General features: G+C 32.7%; 15 protein-coding genes. 12 read left to right on the plus strand and 3 right to left on the minus strand.

Annotated elements, in window-relative coordinates:
* Positions 1–478: 478 nt before the first annotated feature.
* The 8 genes from AC4NPH_RS22905 to AC4NPH_RS22940 all read left to right on the plus strand — a co-directional run bounded on the left by AC4NPH_RS22905 (position 479) and on the right by AC4NPH_RS22940 (position 12808).
* Positions 479–1504: a LacI family DNA-binding transcriptional regulator gene (locus tag AC4NPH_RS22905; protein WP_098239903.1), complete on the plus strand. Its 1026-nt coding sequence runs from the start codon at positions 479–481 to the stop codon at positions 1502–1504.
* A gap of 768 nt (positions 1505–2272) precedes the next feature.
* Positions 2273–3124: a beta-keto acid cleavage family enzyme gene (locus AC4NPH_RS22910; protein ID WP_098383137.1), complete on the plus strand. Its 852-nt coding sequence runs from the start codon at positions 2273–2275 to the stop codon at positions 3122–3124.
* A gap of 312 nt (positions 3125–3436) precedes the next feature.
* Positions 3437–4489 carry a ketopantoate reductase family protein gene (locus AC4NPH_RS22915; protein WP_098383136.1) on the plus strand — a complete coding sequence of 351 codons (1053 nt, stop codon included), beginning with the start codon at positions 3437–3439 and terminating at the stop codon, positions 4487–4489.
* A 202-nt stretch (positions 4490–4691) separates the two neighbouring features.
* A complete protein-coding gene (locus AC4NPH_RS22920) occupies positions 4692–6131 on the plus strand; it encodes a GntP family permease (protein WP_491938955.1) in 1440 nt (479 codons plus the stop codon).
* Positions 6132–6597: 466 nt separating this feature from the next.
* The gene (locus tag AC4NPH_RS22925; RefSeq protein ID WP_491939021.1) at positions 6598–6852 is read left to right on the plus strand and encodes a L,D-transpeptidase; all 255 of its coding nucleotides are present in this window, start codon (positions 6598–6600) and stop codon (positions 6850–6852) included.
* Between the two features lie 548 nt (positions 6853–7400).
* Positions 7401–7832: a hypothetical protein gene (locus AC4NPH_RS22930; protein WP_377548726.1), complete on the plus strand. Its 432-nt coding sequence runs from the start codon at positions 7401–7403 to the stop codon at positions 7830–7832.
* 651 nt (positions 7833–8483) lie between these two features.
* On the plus strand, positions 8484–11180 hold the full coding sequence (locus tag AC4NPH_RS22935) for a hypothetical protein (RefSeq protein WP_491938956.1): 2697 nt from the start codon (positions 8484–8486) through the stop codon (positions 11178–11180).
* 1076 nt (positions 11181–12256) lie between these two features.
* Positions 12257–12808, plus strand: a complete 552-nt coding sequence (locus tag AC4NPH_RS22940; RefSeq protein WP_491938957.1) for a hypothetical protein — start codon at positions 12257–12259, stop codon at positions 12806–12808.
* 427 nt (positions 12809–13235) lie between these two features.
* Here AC4NPH_RS22940 and AC4NPH_RS22945 read toward each other — a convergent pair whose 3' ends face one another.
* Entirely contained in the window at positions 13236–14141 is a 906-nt protein-coding gene (locus tag AC4NPH_RS22945; RefSeq protein ID WP_491938958.1) for an HNH endonuclease, read from the minus strand.
* A 105-nt stretch (positions 14142–14246) separates the two neighbouring features.
* On the opposite strand from AC4NPH_RS22945, the gene AC4NPH_RS22950 reads away from it, so the two are divergent.
* The 4 genes from AC4NPH_RS22950 to AC4NPH_RS22965 all read left to right on the plus strand — a co-directional run bounded on the left by AC4NPH_RS22950 (position 14247) and on the right by AC4NPH_RS22965 (position 17504).
* Positions 14247–14573 (plus strand): nucleotide pyrophosphohydrolase, encoded by a 327-nt coding sequence (locus tag AC4NPH_RS22950; protein WP_491938959.1) that lies wholly within the window; start codon positions 14247–14249, stop codon positions 14571–14573.
* Positions 14574–14915: 342 nt separating this feature from the next.
* Entirely contained in the window at positions 14916–15101 is a 186-nt protein-coding gene (locus AC4NPH_RS22955; protein ID WP_098383127.1) for a DNA modification system-associated small protein, read from the plus strand.
* 14 nt (positions 15102–15115) lie between these two features.
* Positions 15116–17131, plus strand: coding sequence for a DNA sulfur modification protein DndD (dndD, locus tag AC4NPH_RS22960; protein ID WP_491938960.1), 2016 nt, complete (start codon positions 15116–15118; stop codon positions 17129–17131).
* Between the two features lie 4 nt (positions 17132–17135).
* A complete protein-coding gene (locus tag AC4NPH_RS22965) occupies positions 17136–17504 on the plus strand; it encodes a hypothetical protein (RefSeq protein WP_491938961.1) in 369 nt (122 codons plus the stop codon).
* 24 nt (positions 17505–17528) lie between these two features.
* On the opposite strand, the gene dptH is transcribed toward AC4NPH_RS22965, so the two are convergent.
* Positions 17529–22838, minus strand: coding sequence for a DNA phosphorothioation-dependent restriction protein DptH (gene dptH / locus AC4NPH_RS22970; protein WP_491938962.1), 5310 nt, complete (start codon positions 22836–22838; stop codon positions 17529–17531).
* Positions 22819–24252, minus strand: coding sequence for a DNA phosphorothioation-dependent restriction protein DptG (gene dptG / locus AC4NPH_RS22975; RefSeq protein WP_491938963.1), 1434 nt, complete (start codon positions 24250–24252; stop codon positions 22819–22821). Before dptG ends, dptH begins: the two co-directional genes overlap by 20 nt.
* Between the last annotated feature and the right edge of the window lie 6 nt (positions 24253–24258).

The following is a 24258-nucleotide window of genomic DNA, read 5'->3' on the forward strand; positions in this document are numbered from 1 at the left end:
TTTTTATGTTTATTTATAGTGCAAAATAACTCCTAAAGTGACAGTCTATTTAACATTCGAAATAAACCTTATGGTACGTACAAAAAGAAATTAACCTTTTTATACGTTATTTTATGCACTTTGAATATATACGATAGGTAATTTCTAGTTACGTAAATCTAACTAAATTTATCTTTATTTTCTTCCATATCGTTAAGTAAACTTAAACGCACTTTCTTAAAAAAAAATTTATTATTTACATACCTTATAGAAAAACTATCTATTTGTCTACTTAACATAAGCACTTAGAGTTTTTTCTATAGCGATGAGAGTTAGTAATCCTATAGAGATAATAAGAAGAGATTATACATACCTAGGATAGGCTCCACAAAAATAGTGAAAAAACTATTTTAAATTGGAGATAATACTATTAAATTGCAATCGCTCTCAACTTATTATAGATTAGAGATATCGAAACGTTTCGCCTGGAGGTTTTTACATGGCTACGATGAAGGACATATCTAAAAAAGCTAATGTTTCACTTTCTACCGTGTCGGCTGTAATTAATCAATCAGCATACGTCAGTCCGGCACTTACCAATAGAGTGATGCAGGCAATTGAAGAATTAAATTATAAACCAAATGCAGTAGCAAGAAGCTTGAAAAAGAAGAGAACCAACACGGTTGGTGTCATAGTTTCAAATCTTTCAAACCCCTTTTATCCCCCATTAATCGAGGGTATAGAAGATGTATCGTTTAATAATAATTTCAATGTAATCCTGTGTAATGTATCAAATGGACACAAAAAAATTTTGACTTATTTAGAACTAATGCTGGAAAAGCAGGTTGATGGTCTCTTATTAGCCAATATTGCTAATTCGGAGGATTTAAATGAAGTTGAAAAAACAGGATTAAAATATGTTTTAATCAACAGAAAACCCTCATTCTATGATAAAAATTTTGTTGGAGTTAATAACCCACTTTCTTCTGAACTAGCAGTTAATCATTTAGTAAGGCAAGGTTACAAAAGAATTGCTTTTTTCGGAGGTGATCCGGATATTAATACTGCAAGAGAAAGAAAAGCAGGATTTATAAGCTGCATGACTCAAACTGGATTAGATATTGATCCAATGCTTATCTATGATGGAGAATATTCCTTAGAATCAGGATATACCAATGTGAAAAAGATGATTGAGCAGGTGAAAGTATTACCAGAGGCTATTTGCACTGCAAGTGACATAATAGCCTTCGGAGTGATAAAGGGGCTAAGAGATTCTGGTATTCGTGTTCCAGAGGACATTTCGGTTATTGGAAACGATAACAACTCCTTTTCTGAAAATTTTCTTGTTCCTTTGTCCAGTATTGACCATTCTACATATGACATGGGTAAACTATCCATGGAGTTTCTATTAGAAATGATCAAAGAAAAAGATGAAACTCGGGCTAGACAAATCATACTTACACCATCTTTAGTAGTTCGTGAAAGCTGTGGATATAAAAGAAATAAGATTGATAATCTTTCTTAAATCGATTTTAGGGCAACAATGAAAGTTAAAGGGATTAAATTAATTTAATGCCACAGATACTATGAAGTAAAAACACAATCATGATTTAAAAAGCAAAAAATAGGTTTTTAAAAACGTATTCACATATTTGATGGACGCGCCTCTATAACAAACGTTATAGAGGCGCGTCTTTAATGTGTCTTAATATTTAACAGCTTGCCTATTAATTTTTTCTTTGTAAAAAAGTGTCGTAGAGATGAACCACAGAATAACAATCAATACCAACATACGTATTCATCTTTTCATGATTATTAAATCGCTTGGTGGTCCTGGTTCTTTTGATATTTTGTAGGTATGATATCAAAGAAGTTCATGCTGACTTTCTTGTTTTTATAGACTCTAAGATCCTAAATTTCCCCAGAAAAACTTCTTATATTTTATAAGCAATGGTACGTAATATACGTAACTAAACTAATAAACAAATAGAGGGTATCATCATATACACTTGCTTATTATTTCAATAGTAGAGGGTAAATAACTAATAATATTCTGAAAATTGTTTAGAAACCCCTTGATTTTGTAAGCGTTAACAAATTATAATAAGTATCAACGAAACGTTTCGCTAACTCATGTAGTAGATTTTAAGTATAACTTTTTAAAATCCATTAAAATAGCCATTAAATAAAGAAAAATTCATATTTTTTTATGATTTATGGAGTTTTTTCATTGTGTTTTGAACGAAACGTTTCGCTGGGATATTCGTAATGTTAATCAAATGGAGGGATTATTTTGGAAAAATTAATTATTACCGTTGCTCCAACTGGAGCTCAGACAACTCGCAAACATACTCCTTATGTACCTTTTACACCAAAAGAAATTGCCCATTCTGTTTATGAAGCGTGGCAGGCAGGGGCATCCATAGCCCATATTCACGTAAGAGATAAAGACGGGAATAATTCTCTTGATTTGGGTACCTATATAGAAGTCGTTAATCGCATAAGGGATAAATGCGATATTATTATTAACTTAACGACAGCAGGTGGAGTGGCCATGAACGATGAAGATCGTCTTCGAGTATGTGAATTAGGATCTGAGTTGGCTACTTTTGATGCCGGTTCAATGAATTTTGGTAGTGATGTATTTCTTAACTCACCTAATTTTCTGGAGCGCTTGGCAAAAAAAATGAAGGAGTATGAGATAAAGCCTGAAATTGAAATATTCGATGTCGGTATGATTGATAATACCTTGCGAATTGCTAAAAAGGGTTTCATCGAATCCCCATTTCATTTTCAGTTTGTTCTAGGTATAAGGGGAGGGATGCCAGCTACACCTAAAAATTTATTATTTTTAGCTGAAAGTATTCCTGCAGGTTCAACTTGGTCAGCAATTGGAGCAAGTAAAGATCAATTAGCTATCAACACAATGAGTATTATAATGGGGGGACATGTTCGCGTAGGAATGGAGGACAGTGTCTATTATCGACAGGGTGAACTGGCGAAAACCAACGCTCAATTTGTAGAAAGAATTGTAGATTTATCTAAAACTTTAGGAAGAGATGTCGCTACTCCGAACCAAGCTAGAGAAATTTTAGGTTTGGGTAATTCAAAGCATTTGAAGGGCTTAAGCAGCATTGGTAAATAACCTAGGAAATTTCGGATGCCCTTTTCTTTTCCAAGCATCAATCTAATCAGAATCTTCTAATGCTCCTTAAACTGAGTAAAAGGAGAGGATGAACACCTCTGAATAAAAAGTAATATTGTAGATTGAATGATTTTCGACCTATCGTGTGGGATTTTAGAAGACACAAAAAAGGCATTAAAAGAGATTGCTATAATTATTGCGAAAATTCAAGTTTTAATAGTCTCTTTATTTATCAACTTTAGTAGAAGAAAATGCACTTAATAAATTTAAGTTCATTCAATAAGTCAATCATTACTCCAGGGAGGAATACATATGAGAATTGCAATAATGGGTTCAGGTTCCTTAGGAACTATAATAGGGGCCTTAATTACTGCAGAAGGACAAAAAGTAGATTTAATCGATATCAACAAGGAACATGTATCTGCGCTCAATCATTCCGGTGCAAAGATCACTGGCTTTATGGATCTTTGCGTTCCTGTAAAGGCCATGTTACCCCATGAAATAACTGGTCAATATGATTTAGTTTTTTTATTAACTAAACAGGTTTACAATCAGGCCTCTTTAGAACAATTGCTTCCGCATCTTCACTCTACTAGTATTGTATGTACGTTGCAAAATGGTATACCTGAGGACTTCGTTGCTTCTTATATTGGACATGAAAGAACCATTGGTGGCGTTGTAGGATTTGGTGCTACCTGGCTTGGTCCAGGTGTTTCCGAACTCGCAACAGAAACTCGAATTTTAAAAAAATATGCGTTTGATATTGGTGAATTAGATGGATCAATAACTCCTCGACTCAAGGAAGTAAAGAGAATTTTAGATTTAGTTGGAAATTGTGATATCTCTTCTAACATCATGGGAATAAAATGGGCAAAATTATTAATGAATGCAACATTTAGTGGCATGTCAGCTGCATTAGGCTGTTGTTTTGGGGAGGTTTTATCCAGTGAGTCGGCAATGGTTAGCTTAGCCTGCATTGCAGACGAAACTATAAAGGTTGCCCATGCTTATGGAATTAGATTAGAGAGGATTCAAGGAAAAGATATGGAGATTCTTGAACTCCAAGATGAAAATGATATATCTAGTAAAATGGATTTTTATCAAGAGGTTTGGGGACCACATAGTAATACAAAAGCAAGCATGTTACAAGATTTAGAAAAGAAAAGAAAAACAGAAATTGACTTTATCAATGGTTTTATTTGTAGAAAGGGGAGTGAGGCAGGAATCAAAACTCCGTATAATGATTTGGTTGTAAAATTAGTAAAGGAAGCTGAAAAAAAAGGTAGTTCTCCAAGATTTACAGACAATATAAAGTACTTTAATCCTGATCTATCAACTATGAGTAAAATGAGCTTCAGAAAATAGCGTGCTATATAGTCTGGAGTAAAGCCTCCACGGATTTACGGAACAGGGAGGGGAGCATCCAATAAATAGATTGTGTATTATATGGGACTTTAAATAATAGATGTTAGATCACTTATAGGCTACTGAAAATTTCTTAAATGGTCTAGTTTCATGAATTTTGTATTATAGAAACTGGCTATTTACTAAAAATAAGGAGGATTGTATGGATCTTATTGTTATTCTTTTATCTTTAGGACTGCTTATGTTTATTGCTTATAGAGGGTTTTCAGTAATCCTTTTTGCGCCACTTTGTGCGTTGTTTGCAGTCTTGTTAACTGAGCCATCATACGTTCTCCCTTTCTTTTCTAATATTTTCATGGAAAAGATGGTTGGTTTTGTTAAGTTATATTTTCCCGTTTTCCTTTTAGGAGCTATATTTGGAAAAATAGTTGAAATGTCTGGAGTGGCAAAATCTATTGCTCAAACTATAATCAGTTGGGTGGGACCTAAACGAGCAATTTTAGCTACTGTATTACTAAGTGCAATACTGACTTATAGTGGTGTAAGTTTGTTTGTTGTTGCTTTTGCTGTTTACCCGTTTGCTTCCAACATATTTCGTGAATCAAATATTCCTAAACGCCTGCTTCCTGCAACTATTATTTTAGGGGGCGCAACATTTACGATGGATGCCTTACCTGGAACGCCACAAATACAAAACGTAATTCCTACTACCTTTTTTAAGACGGATATTTACGCTGCTCCAATGCTAGGGATAATTGGTGGTGTTATTGTTTTTTCTGTTGGAATGATTTATTTAGAATCACGTTCTCGAAAGGCTCGCAAAGTTGGAGAAGGATATTCAGGTTTTGAAGGTAATGAAATAGAAATGGCAGCCACTATCCAGGCTGAAGAGGAGAATTATTCAATAAACCTCAAGACTCCAAACAGTCGTTCTCGTGAACTTTTTGCATTTGTACCACTAATCCTTGTTGGGGTCACTAATAAATTTTTCACTACGATTATTCCTAAGTGGTATCCAAACGGATTTGATTTCTCTTCCATTGGTCTGGATTCTTTTGGGAAGGTCGAACTTTCCCAGGTTACAGGAATTTGGTCAGTAGAACTTGCCCTATTGTTTGGAATAATTTCTACCATATTATATAACTGGAGAGAAGTACAATCTAAATTTAAAGAAGGGATAAGTATTAGCATTGGTGGAGCTTTACTAGCAACCATGAATACAGCCTCCGAATATGGATTTGGCGGTATTATTGCTGCACTTCCTGGCTTTAGCATTGTTCGAGAGGGTGTTTCGCATATATTTACGAATCCACTTGTCAACGGAGCAGTAACAACTAACGTTTTGGCAGGAATTACTGGATCAGCTTCCGGGGGAATGGGAATTGCACTGAGTGTCATGGGTGAAAAATATATGGAGGCGGCAGCCCAATATAACATTCCTCCAGAAGTCATGCACCGAGTAATTGCAATGGCTTCCGGAGGGATGGATTCACTACCCCATAATGGAGCAGTCATTACAATCCTTACTGTTTGTGGGTTGACACATGTTCAATCATATCGTGATATTTTTGCTATCACTGTTTTGAAAACATTAACTGTTCTAGTGATTATCGGAATTTATAGTTTAACTGGAATCGTTTAATATTTCATTTATTGATACTTTAAAATAAGATAAATCGGAATTTTATTTTGTGTTAAAAGATTTAAGGGGACTTAAACTCGGATAACAGCTAGATTTTTGAGGAGATGAAATTTGCATTGAATGAGTAGTTATAAGTTATACGCAAAACAAATGTTAATTTCGTCAGAGAACGTTTCTCTGCATGTCAAAATCGTAGATCAACTAGATTTTTATTTATAAATGATTGTAAAGAAAAAGCATCTTTCTAATTAAAAGGTGCTTTTTGCGTTTCTTATAAAAATATAGAAAAGAGGAGAGTTTTTATGAAGAACATGTTTATGAAATCAATGACTGTTTTTACCCTGTTAAGCTTGCATTATGTGGGGTAAATCAAGGGAAAACAGAAGCAGCAAGCAAACTGGCGAATCAAGATTTAATCATCATTAACAAGTATTACAACAAGCTTGCGTATTTTCATAATGGCTATATTGAAATCGTTGATCCAGTAGCAACGGGTAAAACATGGGATAAAACACCCGTTGGCTTTTTTAAAGTAGTGAACAAGATTAAAAACCGTCCCTATTATAAAGGACATATTCCTGGGGGCGATCCTCGCAATCCATTAGGAAAACGTTGGTTAGGATTAAATGCAAACGGTTCGTATGGTGATACATACGGCATTCATGGTAACAACAATGAAAGCAGCATTGGAGAGCATGTTCGCGTATTATTCTATTTTTAGTTTTGGGTATCAAACTATGTTGAGATTTGAAAGGGCATTATAATACCTGTCTTATGAGTAAGTCGCACAGTGTGGAGATATTTCTATGTGGCTTAATAGTAGCTTTAAAAGGTACTATTGCACAAAAAAATTAGGGATGCAAAGAGCTACCTCTTAATGCAGGTAGCTCTTTGCTATATAAATGCTGAAAAGTCTCAGTGCAAAATAATTAAAGTTATTGATCTAGTTACTAATTCGCTTTACTTAAATTATATTTGGGTAAAATAACCTGCTAAGAGCAACGTATGTTTTGAAATAAAAGGGGAGTTATAGCCATAAAACCAGTCAAGTTATTGACTAGTTTTTGCTTTTTGTTAGTTTGTGGAGTAGCCACTTTATATTTTTCTTCTGTTGAGGTAGGGATTAAATTATTTAAAAAATCTAACTATTGTAACGATAGTTATTATGGTAAAATTTTCTCATATACTGGAATATACATAGTGCTAAATAGGGGGGCAGTAGGGATCTGAAATCAGTATAGAAAAAAATAAATATATTAGGAGTGACAAATGATGAAACAAAAATTTAAAAAGGAAGAAATTTTGCAAATCCTAAGTGGTATTATGGTTTTTATTAGCTTCTTTCAAGCTTGGATTTACGATGGGGGTCTAAATTATTATAAAGGTACAGAGTTAAAAACAATGTTGTATGATCCACCATTCTTACTTAACCTTATTTATTTGCTACTTATATTGGGGGTTGCAAATGTATATTGTGGATGGAATAGAAAGTATAACAGTGCCTTATCTTCGACAACAGCAATTGTAGTTTTTTTTCTTCTATGGAGTATTGTAAGTTTTAATAGTAAGAGTGAAGATCTGGTTGCTGCAAATGGTTTTTATATGGCTGCTGTAGGAATGATTACTGCTGTAGCTTCAATTTTAGTAGCAAGAAAAGAACGAGCTAAAGTTGGTTCAGAAACAAAGGGTGTTAATAAATAATGGAGACCTTCGCTAGAAGGTCTTTTTTGTTGTGGAATTCAACAGTTTGACCGTTAGAGGTTAGGTCTCTAGAAGGTTAAAGCATGCTATGTAATATATAAAAAACCTTAGTTGTAAGGGACTGAGTTGCCATAAAGCCCTTATTAAACAAAATCCTGCTAGAAGCCAACCAATAATAGGGGAGTAAATAAAAACATTTGTTAATAACAATCCTCCACAAATAGAGATCACCAAAACATTAATAAAAAAACGTTAGTACCTTCACTTTTACGACCGTTTTTAATAGATTGATAGAAAGAGAAACACATACAGGAGGACTGATTTCAGTCCTCTTTCATTATATTTCAATCTTTGTGTTATAGATTTCATCAAAGGGTTTATTTTACTTTTTAGGAGTGTAAGTTAGTTCACATAGTAAAGTATTATAAAAACCATAAGTATTCGAAATAGGTTTAGTTAGAAATCTAGCTGAAGAGCTCTAAACTCTAATAATTTTCCCTCTTCTTGTTTCATAGGTGTTTTAATATACTAAAATGATCATTTATGTCATATTTCCTAAATTAAATAGTTAGAATTATAAAAAAAGTTAAAACATACCATTGTTATAATGGTAAAATAGTTTATTGAAAATACATAAAAAGGAGTGATTTGGTGAAAAAAGTACTGGTCTCGTTTTTAGTTCTGGTTATTTTGGGCCTAGGTGGTTTTGCTGGCTATAAAGTAATCAGTAAAAGGGATGTACAAACAACAACTGAACCAACTAACGTGGAACAGGAAAAAGAAGTAGAAACAATTAAGCTAAAAAATGACATAGAGACTGAATTAAATACCACTACAGATAAGGTTTGGGAATTTTCCTTTTACAAACCGCTAGATACTAGTACTGTCACATCGGATAATGTATATGTCTTAGATCAAGATGGAAACAAAGTGAATGCTGGGATTCAACTAAGTGGAGATCAGAAGACAATTTTAGTTTCCCCCCCTAGTGGAGGTTATAAAGGTGGCAGCTATTATGAAATACATTTTAAAGATCAGATAGGATATACAACAGGTGAAAAGGTAGAGAAATCTCACCAATTAAATTTCTCCACTGATCGTGAAGAAGCAGAAGAGGTCAAATTAAACCCTAGATTAAAAATAATAGATAACAAGAACATAATTAGTGCTTCAAGTACAAGAGTGGAAATTTCAAAAGATATTAACGAGATAGTAAAAGTAGGGGACATTCTTGTATTAAAGACAAGTAAAAATCCACAAGGACAAGCAGTAAAAGTTACGAGTACTGATAGTGGGGTGAATAAGTACACGGTAGCTGTGGAAGCTCCGAATTTTTTTGAATTATTTGATACTTTAAATGTTAACAAAACCTATAGTTTAACAGAAAGTAACTTCAAGCCGGCTCCAGGTGTAAAGTCTCAAGCTATTACAAGTTTAGATCCAAAAACTCAGATTTCTGCGAGTAATTCTCCTGGGGAAAAATACGAGTATAAAAGTAAAACATTTGATATGGATGTGGAGAGAAATGGAATTGAAATTGAGGTAGAGGATTTAAAATTAGGTAAATCAAAAGCTAAGTTATCGGGGGATGTGAATTTATATACTCCTAAAGTAGATGTAGATATTGATGCTAAACTTTTAGGTATCAAAAAAGTTGAATTTGTAACAACTGCAAAAACAGATGCACATTTATTGGTAACTAGTAGTAGTAAAGGAGCAGAAAAGTTAACAACTAAAGAATTAGTTCAAGAAATTCAAAGCTCAAATAAGGGGAAAGGAAGTTTCGAAAAGAAACTAGGCTCGTTTTCTATTCCTTTACCTACCCCAGGTCTCTTTATTGAAGGGGATGTAGTATTACAGGGTCAAATTGATTATAAAGGTCAAATAAAGTATGAGGTTACATTCAAACAGACAACTAAAAAAGGAGTAATTTATAAGAATAAAAAGATCAATAAGATTAATTCTAACACGGGTAAATTAGAATCTGAATTTACAGGTATAGGAACTGCGGGTTTTGCCGTAGGTCCGAAAATGTCATTTTCATTAACAGCGTTTAAAATAGTTGGGGCTGGCGTAGATACAGCTGTAAAGGCAAAAGCAGATGGTAAAGTAGTATCCGGTATAATGTCTAAGAATGACTTAAAGTTCCTTTGCGGAAGTGCTGAAGCTAAGTTAGTTGGTAACGGAAATTTAGTCTTAGGAATTGATGGCCTAGGGAAGAAGCGTAAGAAATTAGTAGATTGGAAGATTGCTGAAGCCACCTTCTTGAAAAAGAGCTTTGAGTTTGGCGAATGTGAAAAAACCATTTCAGTTAAAGCTAATCCGTTTAAGCTACAAATGAAAGCTGGAGAATCACAAAACTTAAAAGTAGATGAAGAATACTTTGATGTTAAAAACTTTGAAATAAAGAATAGATCCTTCAATACCAAAGGAATAAAACTGAACTTTAACCAAAGTGGTGTAGCCACTGCGAATAAGAATAAAACAACCTTGTCTGTTTCAGCCAAGGAACAACCAAAAGCAAAAAGTACAACAATGAATTTGACAGTTACAAGGGGTAATTTAAAGGGAGATAAATTGTCTGTTCCTATTCTTATTACCAACTATGATGAAATTCAGAAACGAAAAGAAAAAGAAGAAAAAGAGAAGAAAGAGAAAGAGGCACAAGAAACTGGCAACAAAGAGTTGTGGGGAAGTACTTGGACTAGAGATATTAATACAGATCGTGCTGGTATTGATATTACACAACTAGAAGGAAATACATTTAGATTTAAACTCAATGCTACTCACGTTCAAGATGCAGAAGCTGCACGAAATGGTATTGTGAGTGCGGGTGATGTGGCGGGTACCGCTAAGGTTGAAGGTAATGTGGCCACTCAAATAACAAACGATTTAGGAAGTGAATGTAGGATTAAAATGACGAACTACAATAGTTATATTCAAGTTGAAGAAATTGCAGACTGTTCGTTAGAAGGTGGAATAGGGGTTTACTACGAAGGTAAATACAAAAAAGGTAATATACCTGAAGAAAATTGGTGGCAGGAAGAAGGTCAAGATCAGGCAACAGAAGATAGTGAAGAATCTGCTACAGAGGAAACGCCAATCGAAGGTGCACAATCTTTATTAACACACGAAGAAGCAATACAACGTGTAAAAGAGTTCGTACAGTTACCGGCTGATAGTGATATGACATATGTTTATGATGGTGATACAGCGACAGGTAAGTATTTAATACGTGTATTTCAATATCAAGAAGCTACAGCTGATTCAACTGAGCACGAAGCCCCTTATGGTTTCTTTACAGTGGACCCAAGAACAGGGGAAGTTATGGATGTGAATGCTGATTAATAATGAAGGTAACAAAAGAACAGACTATGCAATTAAGTTATTGTAATGATCGGGCTAAAATTACAAAGGTCTAAATCTAAATGGAGTGTATCTGTTTTTCAAATTATAAAGTTTTAAATAAGCAGCCTCATTCAGAAATGGGTGAGGTCTTTTATTTTAGTTTACATCATATACGCTTATTTCAGAAAAATAAGAATGAGTGCTTTCTGAGTTATTACTAACTTAATAGATATATACAATAAAACGCTTTTAAGTAAAAAATCTGCTATGCAATATACTAACAGACTTCCTAATATACAGAAAAAGGATATATATGATAAAGAAAGAGGAATCAATGAAAGAATACTAATAACATTAAGATTAAAACAATTTAATAACCCTTATAATAAATAGATTAGGTATGTCATGGTGAAATAAGAATATAATTTAAAAATTTTGAGAAGGAAAAGAACACAAAATAACAAAGTTAGAAAAGAGGAAGCACTTAATGATAAAATTTCTAATGCTCTTAGTATTTATTCTACTTGCAATTGGAGGATTTACCATTCATCCCATAGTAGGAATTGTTATGTTTATTGTGGTATTAAGTAGCCTAAAAAAAATAACCTACAAAAAGCCACAAGAATACAACCCTTATAAAGACTACAATAGTAAATATTCGCGATATACAAATTCTGAAGTTCAAAAAGGAAACAAAATAAGGAAAACTTCGCATACCTCTAATACTAAAAGATATAAACAATCAACTAAAGTACGCTCATTTAATGAAGTAGCAACCTCAAATGAAGATAAGATATATGAAGAATATGAGTATGAAAATCAGAGTCGAGATGGGGATAATGCAAATTATGAGGGTTACGAAACCAACAAGTATAATCATGGAATTCTAAATAGTAATAGATTGAAAGAGCAAGATATAATGGAAAAAGAAAAGAAGCGCCTTAGAAATGCAGAAGATGAAGCCTATTTCTATCGTACTCATGGTGGTCCTCAATGGAAAATTGATGCTGCGGATGATGAGCTGAAACGAAACCAATTTGAGCGTGATTATGAGGATGAGAAGTGGGAAAACGTTTGTGATAGTTGCAGAGAACCTGGACGCTACTGTAAATGCTGCTCTAAATGTAACGAATACCCATGTGAATGCTGTGATGAATGCGGACAACCAGATCGTTACTGTCGATGCTGTAATAAATGTGACCGTTATCCATGCGAATGCTGTAATACTTGTGGTTATGCTGATTGCCAATGCTGTTCTAAATGTAATGAATATCCGTGTGAATGTTGTGATGAATGCGGACAACCAGATCGCTATTGTAGATGCTGTAGTAAATGTGACCGTTATCCATGTGAATGCTGTGATACTTGTGGTTATGCCGACTGTCGATGCTGTTCTAAATGTAATGAATACCCATGCGAATGCTGTGATGGTTGTGGACAGCCAGATCGCTATTGTAGATGTTAAATTAATTATAACTCCTATAGATAGTAATTCTACAAATTGCAACAGTTTATTTAATAGAACTCCTTTCAGTTATGAAGGTGTTCTTTTTTTATTAACATTATTATTTCATCTTTATCTATTTATATTCCATAGGAAATTCATCCAGCCGATATATCTCCTTTGATTAAATAAAAAACGACCACTAAATTGGTAGCCGTTTTCTAGTAAGGTTAAGTTAAGCTAAGTTAAGTTTAAAAGTTAAGATGGTTTTTAAACAAAACAAAGAAAGGTGAGAAGAATAAGAGTTTGGAAGATAATAAGTTCATATATTCTTCAAAAGCTGCATGAGCTGTACAACCTTTATTTTTAAAATTATCAATTAATTTACATAATTTGGATAAAAATAAATAAAAAGTGCGTTTCATTTAGTTAACAAAATAAAAAGCAACTTCTGTTTGGTATGGTATGCTCCCCCTATAGTAGGCAAGTAAAAGAAAGCAACCTATCCTGTCTATTTAAAGGGGATAATATCATATCAAGGGGTTGCTAAAATACTGAAAGAATTGATCGTTTGAATTGTACTAACTAGGTGCCTGTAAGTACAATTAGATTTACCCTCTAAAAAGGGATGAGAAATGAAAACTGAAAGCCTCTTTTGATGGTCTTTCTTTTGGGTTAAGAGGTAATGCAATATTTTTCCCATTAAATGATCTGTAGTAATTCGAAAAAAGATGTTCACTTAACACCACTTTATTATTAGCATCTATCGACAATAAACCAGCATCGAATAATTTATGAAGATCAGATCTTAAGCAAATACCATTTTGAATATGGTTACTTTCTTCATTTATATATGGTTGTATATGTGCAGCCTCTAAAATTTCGGAACAGTCCTCGCCACTTACTGCACATGTATTATTATAAGCCAAAAGCACATTTTTCCGAAACGAAGATTGTCCTTTTCTTTCTTTCACAGTTACTTTCTTTTTTGAACCTGCTTTAGAATCTACCAGTTGAAAAGGATCGTTATTTTGTAACATGGTTACTCCAATAACTTGGTCTAAAGTTGTGTTAAAATACTTTAACTTAACCACTTGTGGGGCAAAGCTTAGTCCAACATCTTCGGGCTTAACAAAATCATCTTCATCAAGAAAGATAGGATTTTCAAGAACAATACACCCTATCACGGGGTTCGTATTTTCATAAGTATTTGGTTTTGTTGAATGGATTCTTGCATATCCTGTTGCCTTTTGCACCAATTCATTTAAGTTACTACAGCCATTTCCTATCCCATACTTACTCCATGCGTCATTAGCAGTCAGATTTTCATAGTATTTAAATGTACCATAGCCAGCTATTTTTCTATATGGTGATTTTAATAAGAATAATAAATGGTCTCTTTCTTTCAGTTGGCGAACATTCCATGGAGTAGGAGTCCAGAAATTAACTAATGAGGGTGGACTCTTGGTATAAAAAAAATTAAACCAATTGATATCAGTTGGTGCAATTGCAAGCATATATATCCCCTTTCAAATTACAAACTTGTTTCTATTCTATAGATTGATATGATGGTTATAAGTGATTAAACTACGGTATCCATCAAATTAAAGAAAGGTATTAATATGGAAGACCTAAAGAAAACAGTCATCCAATTTAGAGATGAAAGAGATTGGGATAAATTTCACAATCCAAAGGACCTTGCGATCTCTCTTTCACTTGAAGCTAGTGAGTTGCTCGAAAACTTCCAATGGAAATGTAGTACAGAATTCATGAAAAACATTGATAATATTAAGGCAGAACTTGCTAATGCCCTAATATACTCTTTATTATTAAGTCATGAACTTAACTTAAATATTGAAGAGATCATACAACAAAAACTACATAAAAATGATTTTAAATACCTTGTAGAAAAAGCATTTGGTTACAATAAAAAAGATACTGATTTATAAAGGTGACTTAGAAATAAGCCATCTTTATTTTTCAAATTACATCTTTGTATGGTAATTGTAATGCCATTCAAAATACTTTACACTGACTTCATTCCAGAACGGATATGAATGCCCTTCTAATTCCTCAATAGTCTCTTCAACTCTTGGTGTACTTCTATTATGACATAAAGAGCTTATTAACTTCCTCACATTATAACGGTTTAAATAATAAATTTCCCACCAAAACTATATGGAAATATCTCTTAAGTAATAGTATCATTAGTTTAATTGCGTATTTTTATGAAACTTTATCATTATATATTTTGAAATTTCTGTATTTTCTATTTTAAAAAGGTGGTTCCAATGAAAGAAGTTAAAAGAAGAGAGCTAGAACTATTAGCTAAAATATGTAATCAAAATAATATTCCTTTAAAACTGGCGGGTGAATTAATTCGATCGGCTGAAAAATTATCATATGAAAATGTTAGTCAAAGTACGAGAATAAAAGAATATGAGGATTTAATTAGTTACTATACAAAAAATAATTAATAAGGTGAGGTTTAATGTTACTTAAAAAGTTGATTTTTGACAATTATAAAACCTACTATGGTTACCAAGAAATTGACCTGTATATTCCTAAAGAGGTTAGAGAAGAAAAGGGTCAAAATATTATTCTTCTTGGTGGACTGAACGGTGCTGGAAAAACAACTATTCTTAAAGCTATCCTCTATGTGTTATTTGGTAAAAGAGGAATATCTGAATCAGAATATAAAAGATTATTTTCTAACGTTATTAACAATTCTTTCTTTGATGAAGGTGGACGTCAATGCTCTGTTTCCTTAATTTTAGAAACGGATTCAGGTGAGGAATGGAGTTTAAAAGTTAAGTGGTATTTTGATCAATCCAAAAGAATGACTCATGAGGAAAGAGAACTTGATGTTAAGAAAAGAGGATCTAGTCTTGCTAAACGTGCCCGCATTGAGAATATTGAAGTATTTAATAAATTTATAGATAGGATTATTCCTTACCATGCTGCACCTTTTTTTGTTTTTGATGGGGAAGAAATTAAAGATATTATTCTACGACAAAATAGTAATGAAATGAAGGAATCTATCCAAAAAATAACAGGTATGGAGGCTCACAAACATCTTTTAATTGATCTTCGTTCACTTAAAAACTCTCTTGAGAATAAATTAGCTAAATCCGTTAGTCAGGTGAAACTTAATAATATTAAAAGAGAAGCAGAAGAAATTGAGGGTACAATTACAACTCTAGAAAGTAAGAAGATAAAATTTTTAGCAGATATTCAAAAATATAAGCAGTTAATTAGTCAAGCACATGAGGAGCGTAATGCGAAAATTTTACAGAACTCAAAGTCTCGTGAAGTAATCGTAAAGAATCAGTCTCGTGTATCTACCCAACTTGAACTTTCGACTAAAGAGCTTGATGATTTCCTAGAAAAGAACATCATAAACATTATTTTAAAAGATAAAGTTCTTGATCTGAAAAAACAACTTAAATTAGAGAATGAGATAAATCATAAAAAATTATTACAAAATGCTTCCTTGTCTCCTTACCGACGTTTTATTGAACAGTTACTTAGTAAGAGCATTACTCCTGCTTTAACTGATGACCAGTTGGAACAAATAAAAAAAATTGGTGAAGAGGTTTGGATTAAAGAAAATGATATAAAGCATACTGTGCCTTCTGATTTTCAAGAAGTTCATGATATATCTAATAATGACTACAATTATTTAATCAATCTAACCAGTAAAGATAAAAGCCAAGTAGTCAACTTGATAAACAAAATCGAAAAGTTACAACAAGAATTAAATAAATTAGAATTCGATATTCGTAATGCTCCAGAAGCAGTAAATATTGAAGAAGAAAATAAGAGAATTGATCTCTTAGTAGAAAAATCAGGTGAGATTAACACCAAGTTTAAAGCTTTAAACCGTAGACTGAATAATGTTTCTGAAGAAAGAGCAAACTTATTAAATAATCTTAGTCGAATGTCTAGTCAAGATGAGAATTTAGAGGAATTGCAAAAACGTTATATTCAAGTAGAAAGCATTATTAAAGTAATGGAACAGTATGTTTCAGAGCTTACAAAGATGAAAGCAACATTTATAAAAGAAGAGTTTTCAAAGATGTTACGTCAATTATTTAGAAAACAAGATGAATTTGGCAAGATAGAATTCGATATTAATACTTACACTGTTCGTCTATATAATGACCGCATGCAGGAGATCAGTATTCAAGACCGTTCAGCTGGTGAAATGCAGATGATTGCCTCTGCGCTAATATGGGCATTAACAAAAGCTTCCGATTTATCGTTGCCTATGGTTATTGATACACCTCTTGGTCGACTAGATAGTTACCATAGAAATCATCTAATTAACCATTATTATAAAGAACTGAGCGACCAGGTAATTATTCTTTCTACAGATACAGAAATTACACAAGAATATATTACGTTAATGGAAAAGAATTCTTATAAACAATATATGTTAGATTATGATGAAAATAAGAAATATACCGTTATCAGAGATGGTTATTTCAATTTTGTTAAAGGGTGATTGAGTGTCTAATCGAAGAATGTCATTGTCTGAAGAAGGTAAAGCAATATTAGATAGAATTGTAGATTCTTTAGAGTGTGAAAGACCTATGGCTGTAAAAATAGCTCTTGCTAAAGGTATTTCAATTTCTGAAGGTCCAGTTTCAGAGCAATACACTAGTGGAAAAAATAAGTGGACTATACCAGATAACATCATTAAAGATAAGGAATTTTTATTGTTCAAACATCTAATTATTAATGAAGTGAATGAACCTTTAAATGATGATGATTTACACAAACATATGCTAGCTTTTATTGAAAAAGGATTAAGAAATTTAAAAGAAGATCTAGAAAATAAAACCTCAATGGAAGATTTCAGATTACGCATAATATAAAAAACCACCATAATGGTGGTTTTTTTATATTCTTTCTGATAGTGGACTAATATCCACTACTGTGATCGTAGGATTAGATAATTCTCCATTTTCTTTTTTTATAGGACCATGAACAATACATTGTCCTTTTTTTAATGAAGCTAACTTATGTTCCCAATGCTTTTTCTCATGGTTATCTTTAGACAAGCTTGCTGCAATATTAGATAACTCCTGCTCTGGAGGGGAGAAATAGACTTTTTGAGACGACATCTGTAACCTTGCTAATTCACCAGCATCTAATTGCGATTTTAAAAATTGCGTCGCATACCATGCTGACCAGCCAAATTTTCTACCTTCGGTTAAAATTCTCGCAGAAGGTGATTTTTCTGTATGGTCAAGGTTCTGAGCCTCGTCCATAATCACTGGCATAGGTGTATTTTTGTTGCCGTATCTCACAGAATAATTCCATAAGTCCCAGAGAATAAATTCAGTGATGATTAATTGAACATCCCTAGGGAAACCAGTAAGTTGAATAACATAAACTTCTCCATTACTGTGTATTATATCTTCCCAATTTATAGTATTGTCATTGCTAAATGGATTACGATCGATTAAAGGTCTAATTTGTGATAGAGCTGTTTTAGCATAGCTTGAACCATCTTCTTCAAGAAGTTCTTTTAGCTTTATTAAGCTCATTTGCTCATTATAAAGCTCTAAACCTTTTAAAATCGCTTCATATATTGCATTTTGTTGCTGAATACCCAAGGATTTATAAACGGCCGCAAAAACGCTTTTAATTCGCTCTGCTACATCAGTGTTAGATTCAGGTAAATGAATTCCACCAATATCACGGGTGTTCTTTTGAAATGGATTTATTGGGAGTTTTTCACTGTAAACAATTTTTTGTTTTAATTTCTCCCCCATAAATTCCACAAATTCAGATTCTAATTGATTAGGTAGAAAACCTTCCGTATAGTCAATGACGATACTAGAAATTCCTAATTTGACTTTCTCTAAAAGCAGACATTGCATAAAGTAAGTTTTACCTTGTCCTGAATTACCGGAAATCAGTAAATGTCTATTAGCAAGACCCTTATTACCGTATTCCCAATAAATCTCCCGATTAGAATTTTCAGCTTTCCCAATCTTAATTCTGTACTGTTCTAATGAGAGGGGACTAGACCCTTCTTCTACCTGATCAACAGAAGAATTATCTTCATCATTTTCCTGAAAATCGTCTTCCTTGGATAAAGAGCTATTGTCTATATCAATACCATTGTTAGGTATAATCTCTCTTACAACACTGGTATCCTGGCCTCTTACTGCCTCTTTCTCGTAGGAAGGTAATTCTTTGGCGATTGATGTATTATGTTCCTCTTCTTCAAATGCTTCTTTTTTATCACTTGCTGGAATAATATCGGATTGAACATTTTCCGTTATCAATTCCTCCTGATCACCGTTTAACCTATAACGGAATGAAAGCATATCCTCTTTAATAAAATCGCTTGACTCCAATTGAATCCACTGATGCATGTCTTTAAGTGGAAAGACCAAACCTTCGTATCCATCTTTTTCTGTAAGGTTTAATAGTAATACATCATCTTCTAACTCAGCACTTCTATGAAAAGCATCTTTTTGAAAAGATAGTATTGCTCCATCTCCTATATAACTTTTCAACTTGTTAGACACTACATATTCATCTTTTAGTAATTTTTCAATTACATCGTCTGATAAGCTATATGATTTTTCCTCCCAAAAGTTACTTTGTTCCAACTTTTGAGCATTAGAAATGAATAACTGGGCAAAAAAGTTACGATAGAATTTACTGGTAAATGTGTCTTCTGTTTGTTTAGTTAAAGCTTCGATAAATAATTGCTTTGTTTTTCGAACTTGTTTCCTTGCCTTATCTAATATTTCTCCTCTATTAATTCCAATTTTAACCTCAACGGGGTAAAAGTGGAGTGAAATTGCTTCATTATCAGTTTCTAAACCTATTAATAGTAAGTCATCACTATGACTTCCTGTAACATTAAGGTTTTTAGCAGTAAATACTCCATCAGATTTACTTAGACTAACGGCTCCGGCAACTCTTAATACCTCTTCGAGAGAAATTGGAACCCAAAGAATATCTTGATGATCAAAGTAAGATACAGAATATTTGATAGCAGATATAATACTTAATTTTTCTCGATCATAGTGACCTTTACTTCCTATAATCCTTAATAGCCATTCACCGTTAAATGTATTGAAAGCTTTAATTGTGGTGAGAACATTTTCATCTGTTCCTTCTACGTCTTTTTGTTTCAGAAATTCTTTAATAACCGCATAATATTGCTGTGCTTTATCAGTAACTGTTATAGCATCATAACGACTTGAAGAAGAATATTGATCGTTGTAATGAATTACAACTAATTCATCATCATAATCATGAAAAAACTCTAAATCAATTAATGGATCTACAAATGTTACCCAATAGGATGATTTAAAGATTCTTTTCAACGTTTCCTCATCTGCAGTGGTCGTTCTTGAGAAGATAGCTTCACCTTTTCTATAGCTATCATTACCTCCGTTGCGCAAATTTGCGGCTAATTCATTGACATAGTACGCAGTACTAGTTAAGTAATTTTGAGAATCAATGTTATATGCTTTTGTTCCGAAACCACTTCTATAAGTCTCTTCATCTTTCATAGAAGGTACACTTGAATAAAGACCCTCAATAGCAATTCCTGAAGTCATTCCATTAAGTGGTTGGACAGCATGATTTTCTTGTGCCTGCATTTTATAAAAGGATATATGAGCATATCTTAGCTCTACATCTGGTTCTTGTTTATAAAAGAAGAGTTTTTCTCGTATTGTTCTTAGGATGTCATCTGCATCTACATCCTTTGATTTAAGCTTTAGATCAAAAAGGTGCTCAAACTGATCAATTGATTCAATTCTAGCATATAAATCAAAGTAGCTTTCTATATGCTCTTTTTTATATAGAGTAACTTCCACTGGTTTTAAGCTTTCAGAACCTTCTCTATTAATTTCCTTTATCATCCATTGTAAAATTCCTCGAATAACCTCTTTGTCATTGGCAATATTTATTACATTAATTTGCAGGGGCGCTTGCGATTTTTTAATAAATAGATACGAAAAATGCTCTTTAAACTGTGTGATTTTATCAGTAACAACTTTCGCTAAATACTGATTAGCTCCCGAAACAGATACTTGACTCACTGGCTTGAATGCCAACCATTCCATAGCAGCCTGCTGATAATCTGGTTTAAATAACGTTTCTGTTTCATTATACAAAAATGGAATAAGTCCGTTTGGATTTAATCTGTTTAAAATACTGTTATCCAGATCTTCAGAACCTAATAACTCAAACATTTTCAGTTTAAAAGCAACCATTAGAGGATGAAATGGCGTAAAATATACCATGTCATGTGAATGGATAGTACCTAATTTAAATAAATCCCTTCCTTTACGTCCAGCAGGGGCTCCACTTTCAAATTTACTGATCTCTTTTTTATATTCTTCTATATAATCAATTGAACGCTTCTTTAAATCATCAGTAACAGTACATAAACTAGGAATTGAATTTCTGATTTTAAAATATGTTATAAATCTGCTATAAGCCTCTTTTAAGTCGTCACCAAGTTTTAAATCCTTATTGTTAAGTAACCGATCGGATTCATATATTGCGTACTTTAAACCATTTGTAACCCATTCATTTTCCCATTCAAAGAATTCTCGATATTCAGAGTGGAAATAAAATTCTCTGTTCTCCAAAACTAAGCGATTATTTTCTTTGATCCATTGAATATCTTTATTTGTCTCTCTAATGAGCTTCCAAATTCGTTGACCGGTAATTGGCATAGCCTCAGGTAGTTCATTTTTCAAAAGGATAGGTACAAGGGATTCTTCGAATTTGACGTTGATTTTTAATTCATCATTATCATTAAAAGCTTCTGGTAAGGGAACAACAACCAATTTTTGATCTTGAGAGGTGGTAATCGTTTGGTTTCCCTCTGTTACTTCTATCTTCTTAATATCAATTCCGTTTCCGAAGCTTAATTCATCTTCTTCATATTGAAGCTCTATGTACCCGCCACTTGGATCAACTAGATATTTGGATTTGTAAAAGTCTAGATAGATAGGGTCAATGGGTAAAACAGCAATAAAAAATTCAGCACCTAAGGAAGCTTTGTTATCATGTTTATAAGAGAACCGGACAAATGTTGCTCTGTCTTTTTCAGTCTTAATATTTGCTAAAATATTAGCCTTCTTAACCTCAATGGTAAGGTGTTTTGTAAAAGTGTTTTGCACCTTAAGGTAATCGGAACTCAAACTTTTCACATTTCCCTCTAGATTAAAGGAAGCCTGTAATTCAACTTGATCTTTACCATCTGGATTGAAAATTACAATATGTCTTTTTCTCTTCCCTGAAGCCGATTCTTTATAGGGTTTATCCCAAGGTTTAATCTTCTGGTTAGTCTTTACTTCTATTAAGTCTACTTTTTTCTTTTTATTAAGTTTCTTATAATCTTCATTAAATTTATAAACCCTTGAGAACGGTACTTCTCTCCATGCTTCTTCAATTAGCTCATTTGCACCTTCTGGTGAAAATCGTTTTTCTAAGTCTTCTTTGTTAAGACCGAAATTGTGAACCTTTCTTACATAATCGAAAAGTTCTCTATTCTCTCTTAGACGCTCTCTCTGATCTTTACCTTTGAAACTATCTAGATCAGAGTCTTTGAAAAGTCCAAATTTATGATAATCTTTATCTTCAATAGAACCTTTTTGTAAGGTAGCAAAAATATCCTCAAACTCAAAAAAAGTAACTTGTTGAAGAGGCTGCTCTTTTACTAAATTATTAAGGTTATCTAATAATATAATTTGATCAATTTTTACTAAAACGCTATTTTCAATCTCATTCTTTAAATTATTAAATAGTGAGGTTGGATGTAAAGGCATTCCTTCTTTTTGCAAATCACTACTTCCGCCTTGAATGGAGTCCAATTGCTCTGAAACAATACTAATCAAAGCTGTGTTTCCCCAAACTCCTTTTTGCTCTCCAACTAAATTTCTCAGTGTAACAAGAAAATCTGGCTTAACATTGTTTGAGGTATGTGCTACTACTAAATTGATTTTCTGAAAAGGGATAGAAAAAGTTTCATATTCCTCTCCTAACTCATGTTTGTATCTAAATGATTTAGTTCCTTCGATGTCCTTTAACGCTTGAACTAAATAAGAAACATCAGATTCACTATCTAATTGTAAGTAAAACCGATCTCCTTTTTTAATCCCTATTTCTTTAAAATAATCTGTTAATAATGCAGAAATATAATTATAAAATTGGTTTGACATACTGTGCATCTCCACTATCACTTTTTTTATCTAAAATATTCAGGTTATCAAATAAACTTATGATTTCCTTTTTGGAGTATCGATCAAATGCTACTCCTCTTTTTTCTAACTCTTTAAATAAATCATTTAGAGGGATTCTTTTATCCTTTACAGAAACTGCTGTTAGTAAAAGTAGAAAATCATGTTTAATATTGAAGACTTGTCCATAATTCCCACGGGTCTTTAAAAATTGGTTCGCGCCTAAATCTCCTATATTTTCTCCAAATCTCTTAGCAACATCTGTACTTGTGCCTTCTTTTAGACAATTGAATAGTAATTTGAAGGCTTGAGGAATAGTTTTCGCTTCGTCAACCGACACTGAATCAAGATTTAGCCAACTTAAACTTGAATAATCTTGAATCCATTGGTTAATCTCTTTTAAAAAATCTTCCTCATATTCTACACCTTTATTCTTTATAAGTTGATAAAGAGTACTGTATGGAACGAACTTAATTTTTTCAGTACCATCTTCACCTTTATTAAGAGAATTATGACTAATATGTGAGATAGTATGAATATGTCGGAATAGATTAATGGCGTTTTCTTTTATATATTTATAGCTTTCCAGTTCATCAGTTGCTTTTCTTCTTTTACTCATAGATTCCCACTCTAAAGCAAAATACAAAGGATGAGCATCTTCCATATTAGCTTCAATAAATTGTTCGAACTTCAAAGTTAATTGACATGTATACATAAAAACATAGTATTGTGTTAATAAAGGAAATGAACTTAAAAAATAATCCTTATATTTACTTAAATACAGAATATCTTCTTGATAAATGCGTGTGAAATTAGCCAAAAGAGGTTGGTATTGTTTACTCTTTGTATTTTTCCCTTGACTCTGTTTTTCTTCTATTCCGTCAAGCATCTCTAAAATTAATTCGGTTAAAATATCATCTGATTCTTTATTATTAAAAATAGCCTTTATCTCAGGAGACTCCTTGACCAAGGTCCCATTCATAAACTGACCGTATTTCCCAACTTCATTTTTTAAGGTCTTTTCTACTTCTATATAATTAAATAAGAAAGGGTGAATAGGTCTAATATCTTTCTGATTAAATAAGTATTGGTCTAAAAAGCGTACAAAGTCATAGGCATCGTCGTCATCGTTGTAATCTACATTATTTGCAATATGCTCACTCAATTCATGACTGTCTGTAGATAGAACAAATTCCTTTTCTCTAAAGGCCTTGTTGTTTAGCTCAAAATCACAGATATTTCTTATATATTCACCAAGAATCTGATTAAATTGTCCTCTAATAGATTTTTTTCTGTTGGACGAAAAAGGTAATATATCCAAAACCTTTCCTGTGTCGTGCCTTTTTGTTTGCTCTAGATGATTTTTTAAATATTCTCTATCCAAGGTCTGAACCATTTAAAT

This window comes from Priestia sp. MDV22-iso46 (assembly GCF_058629175.1).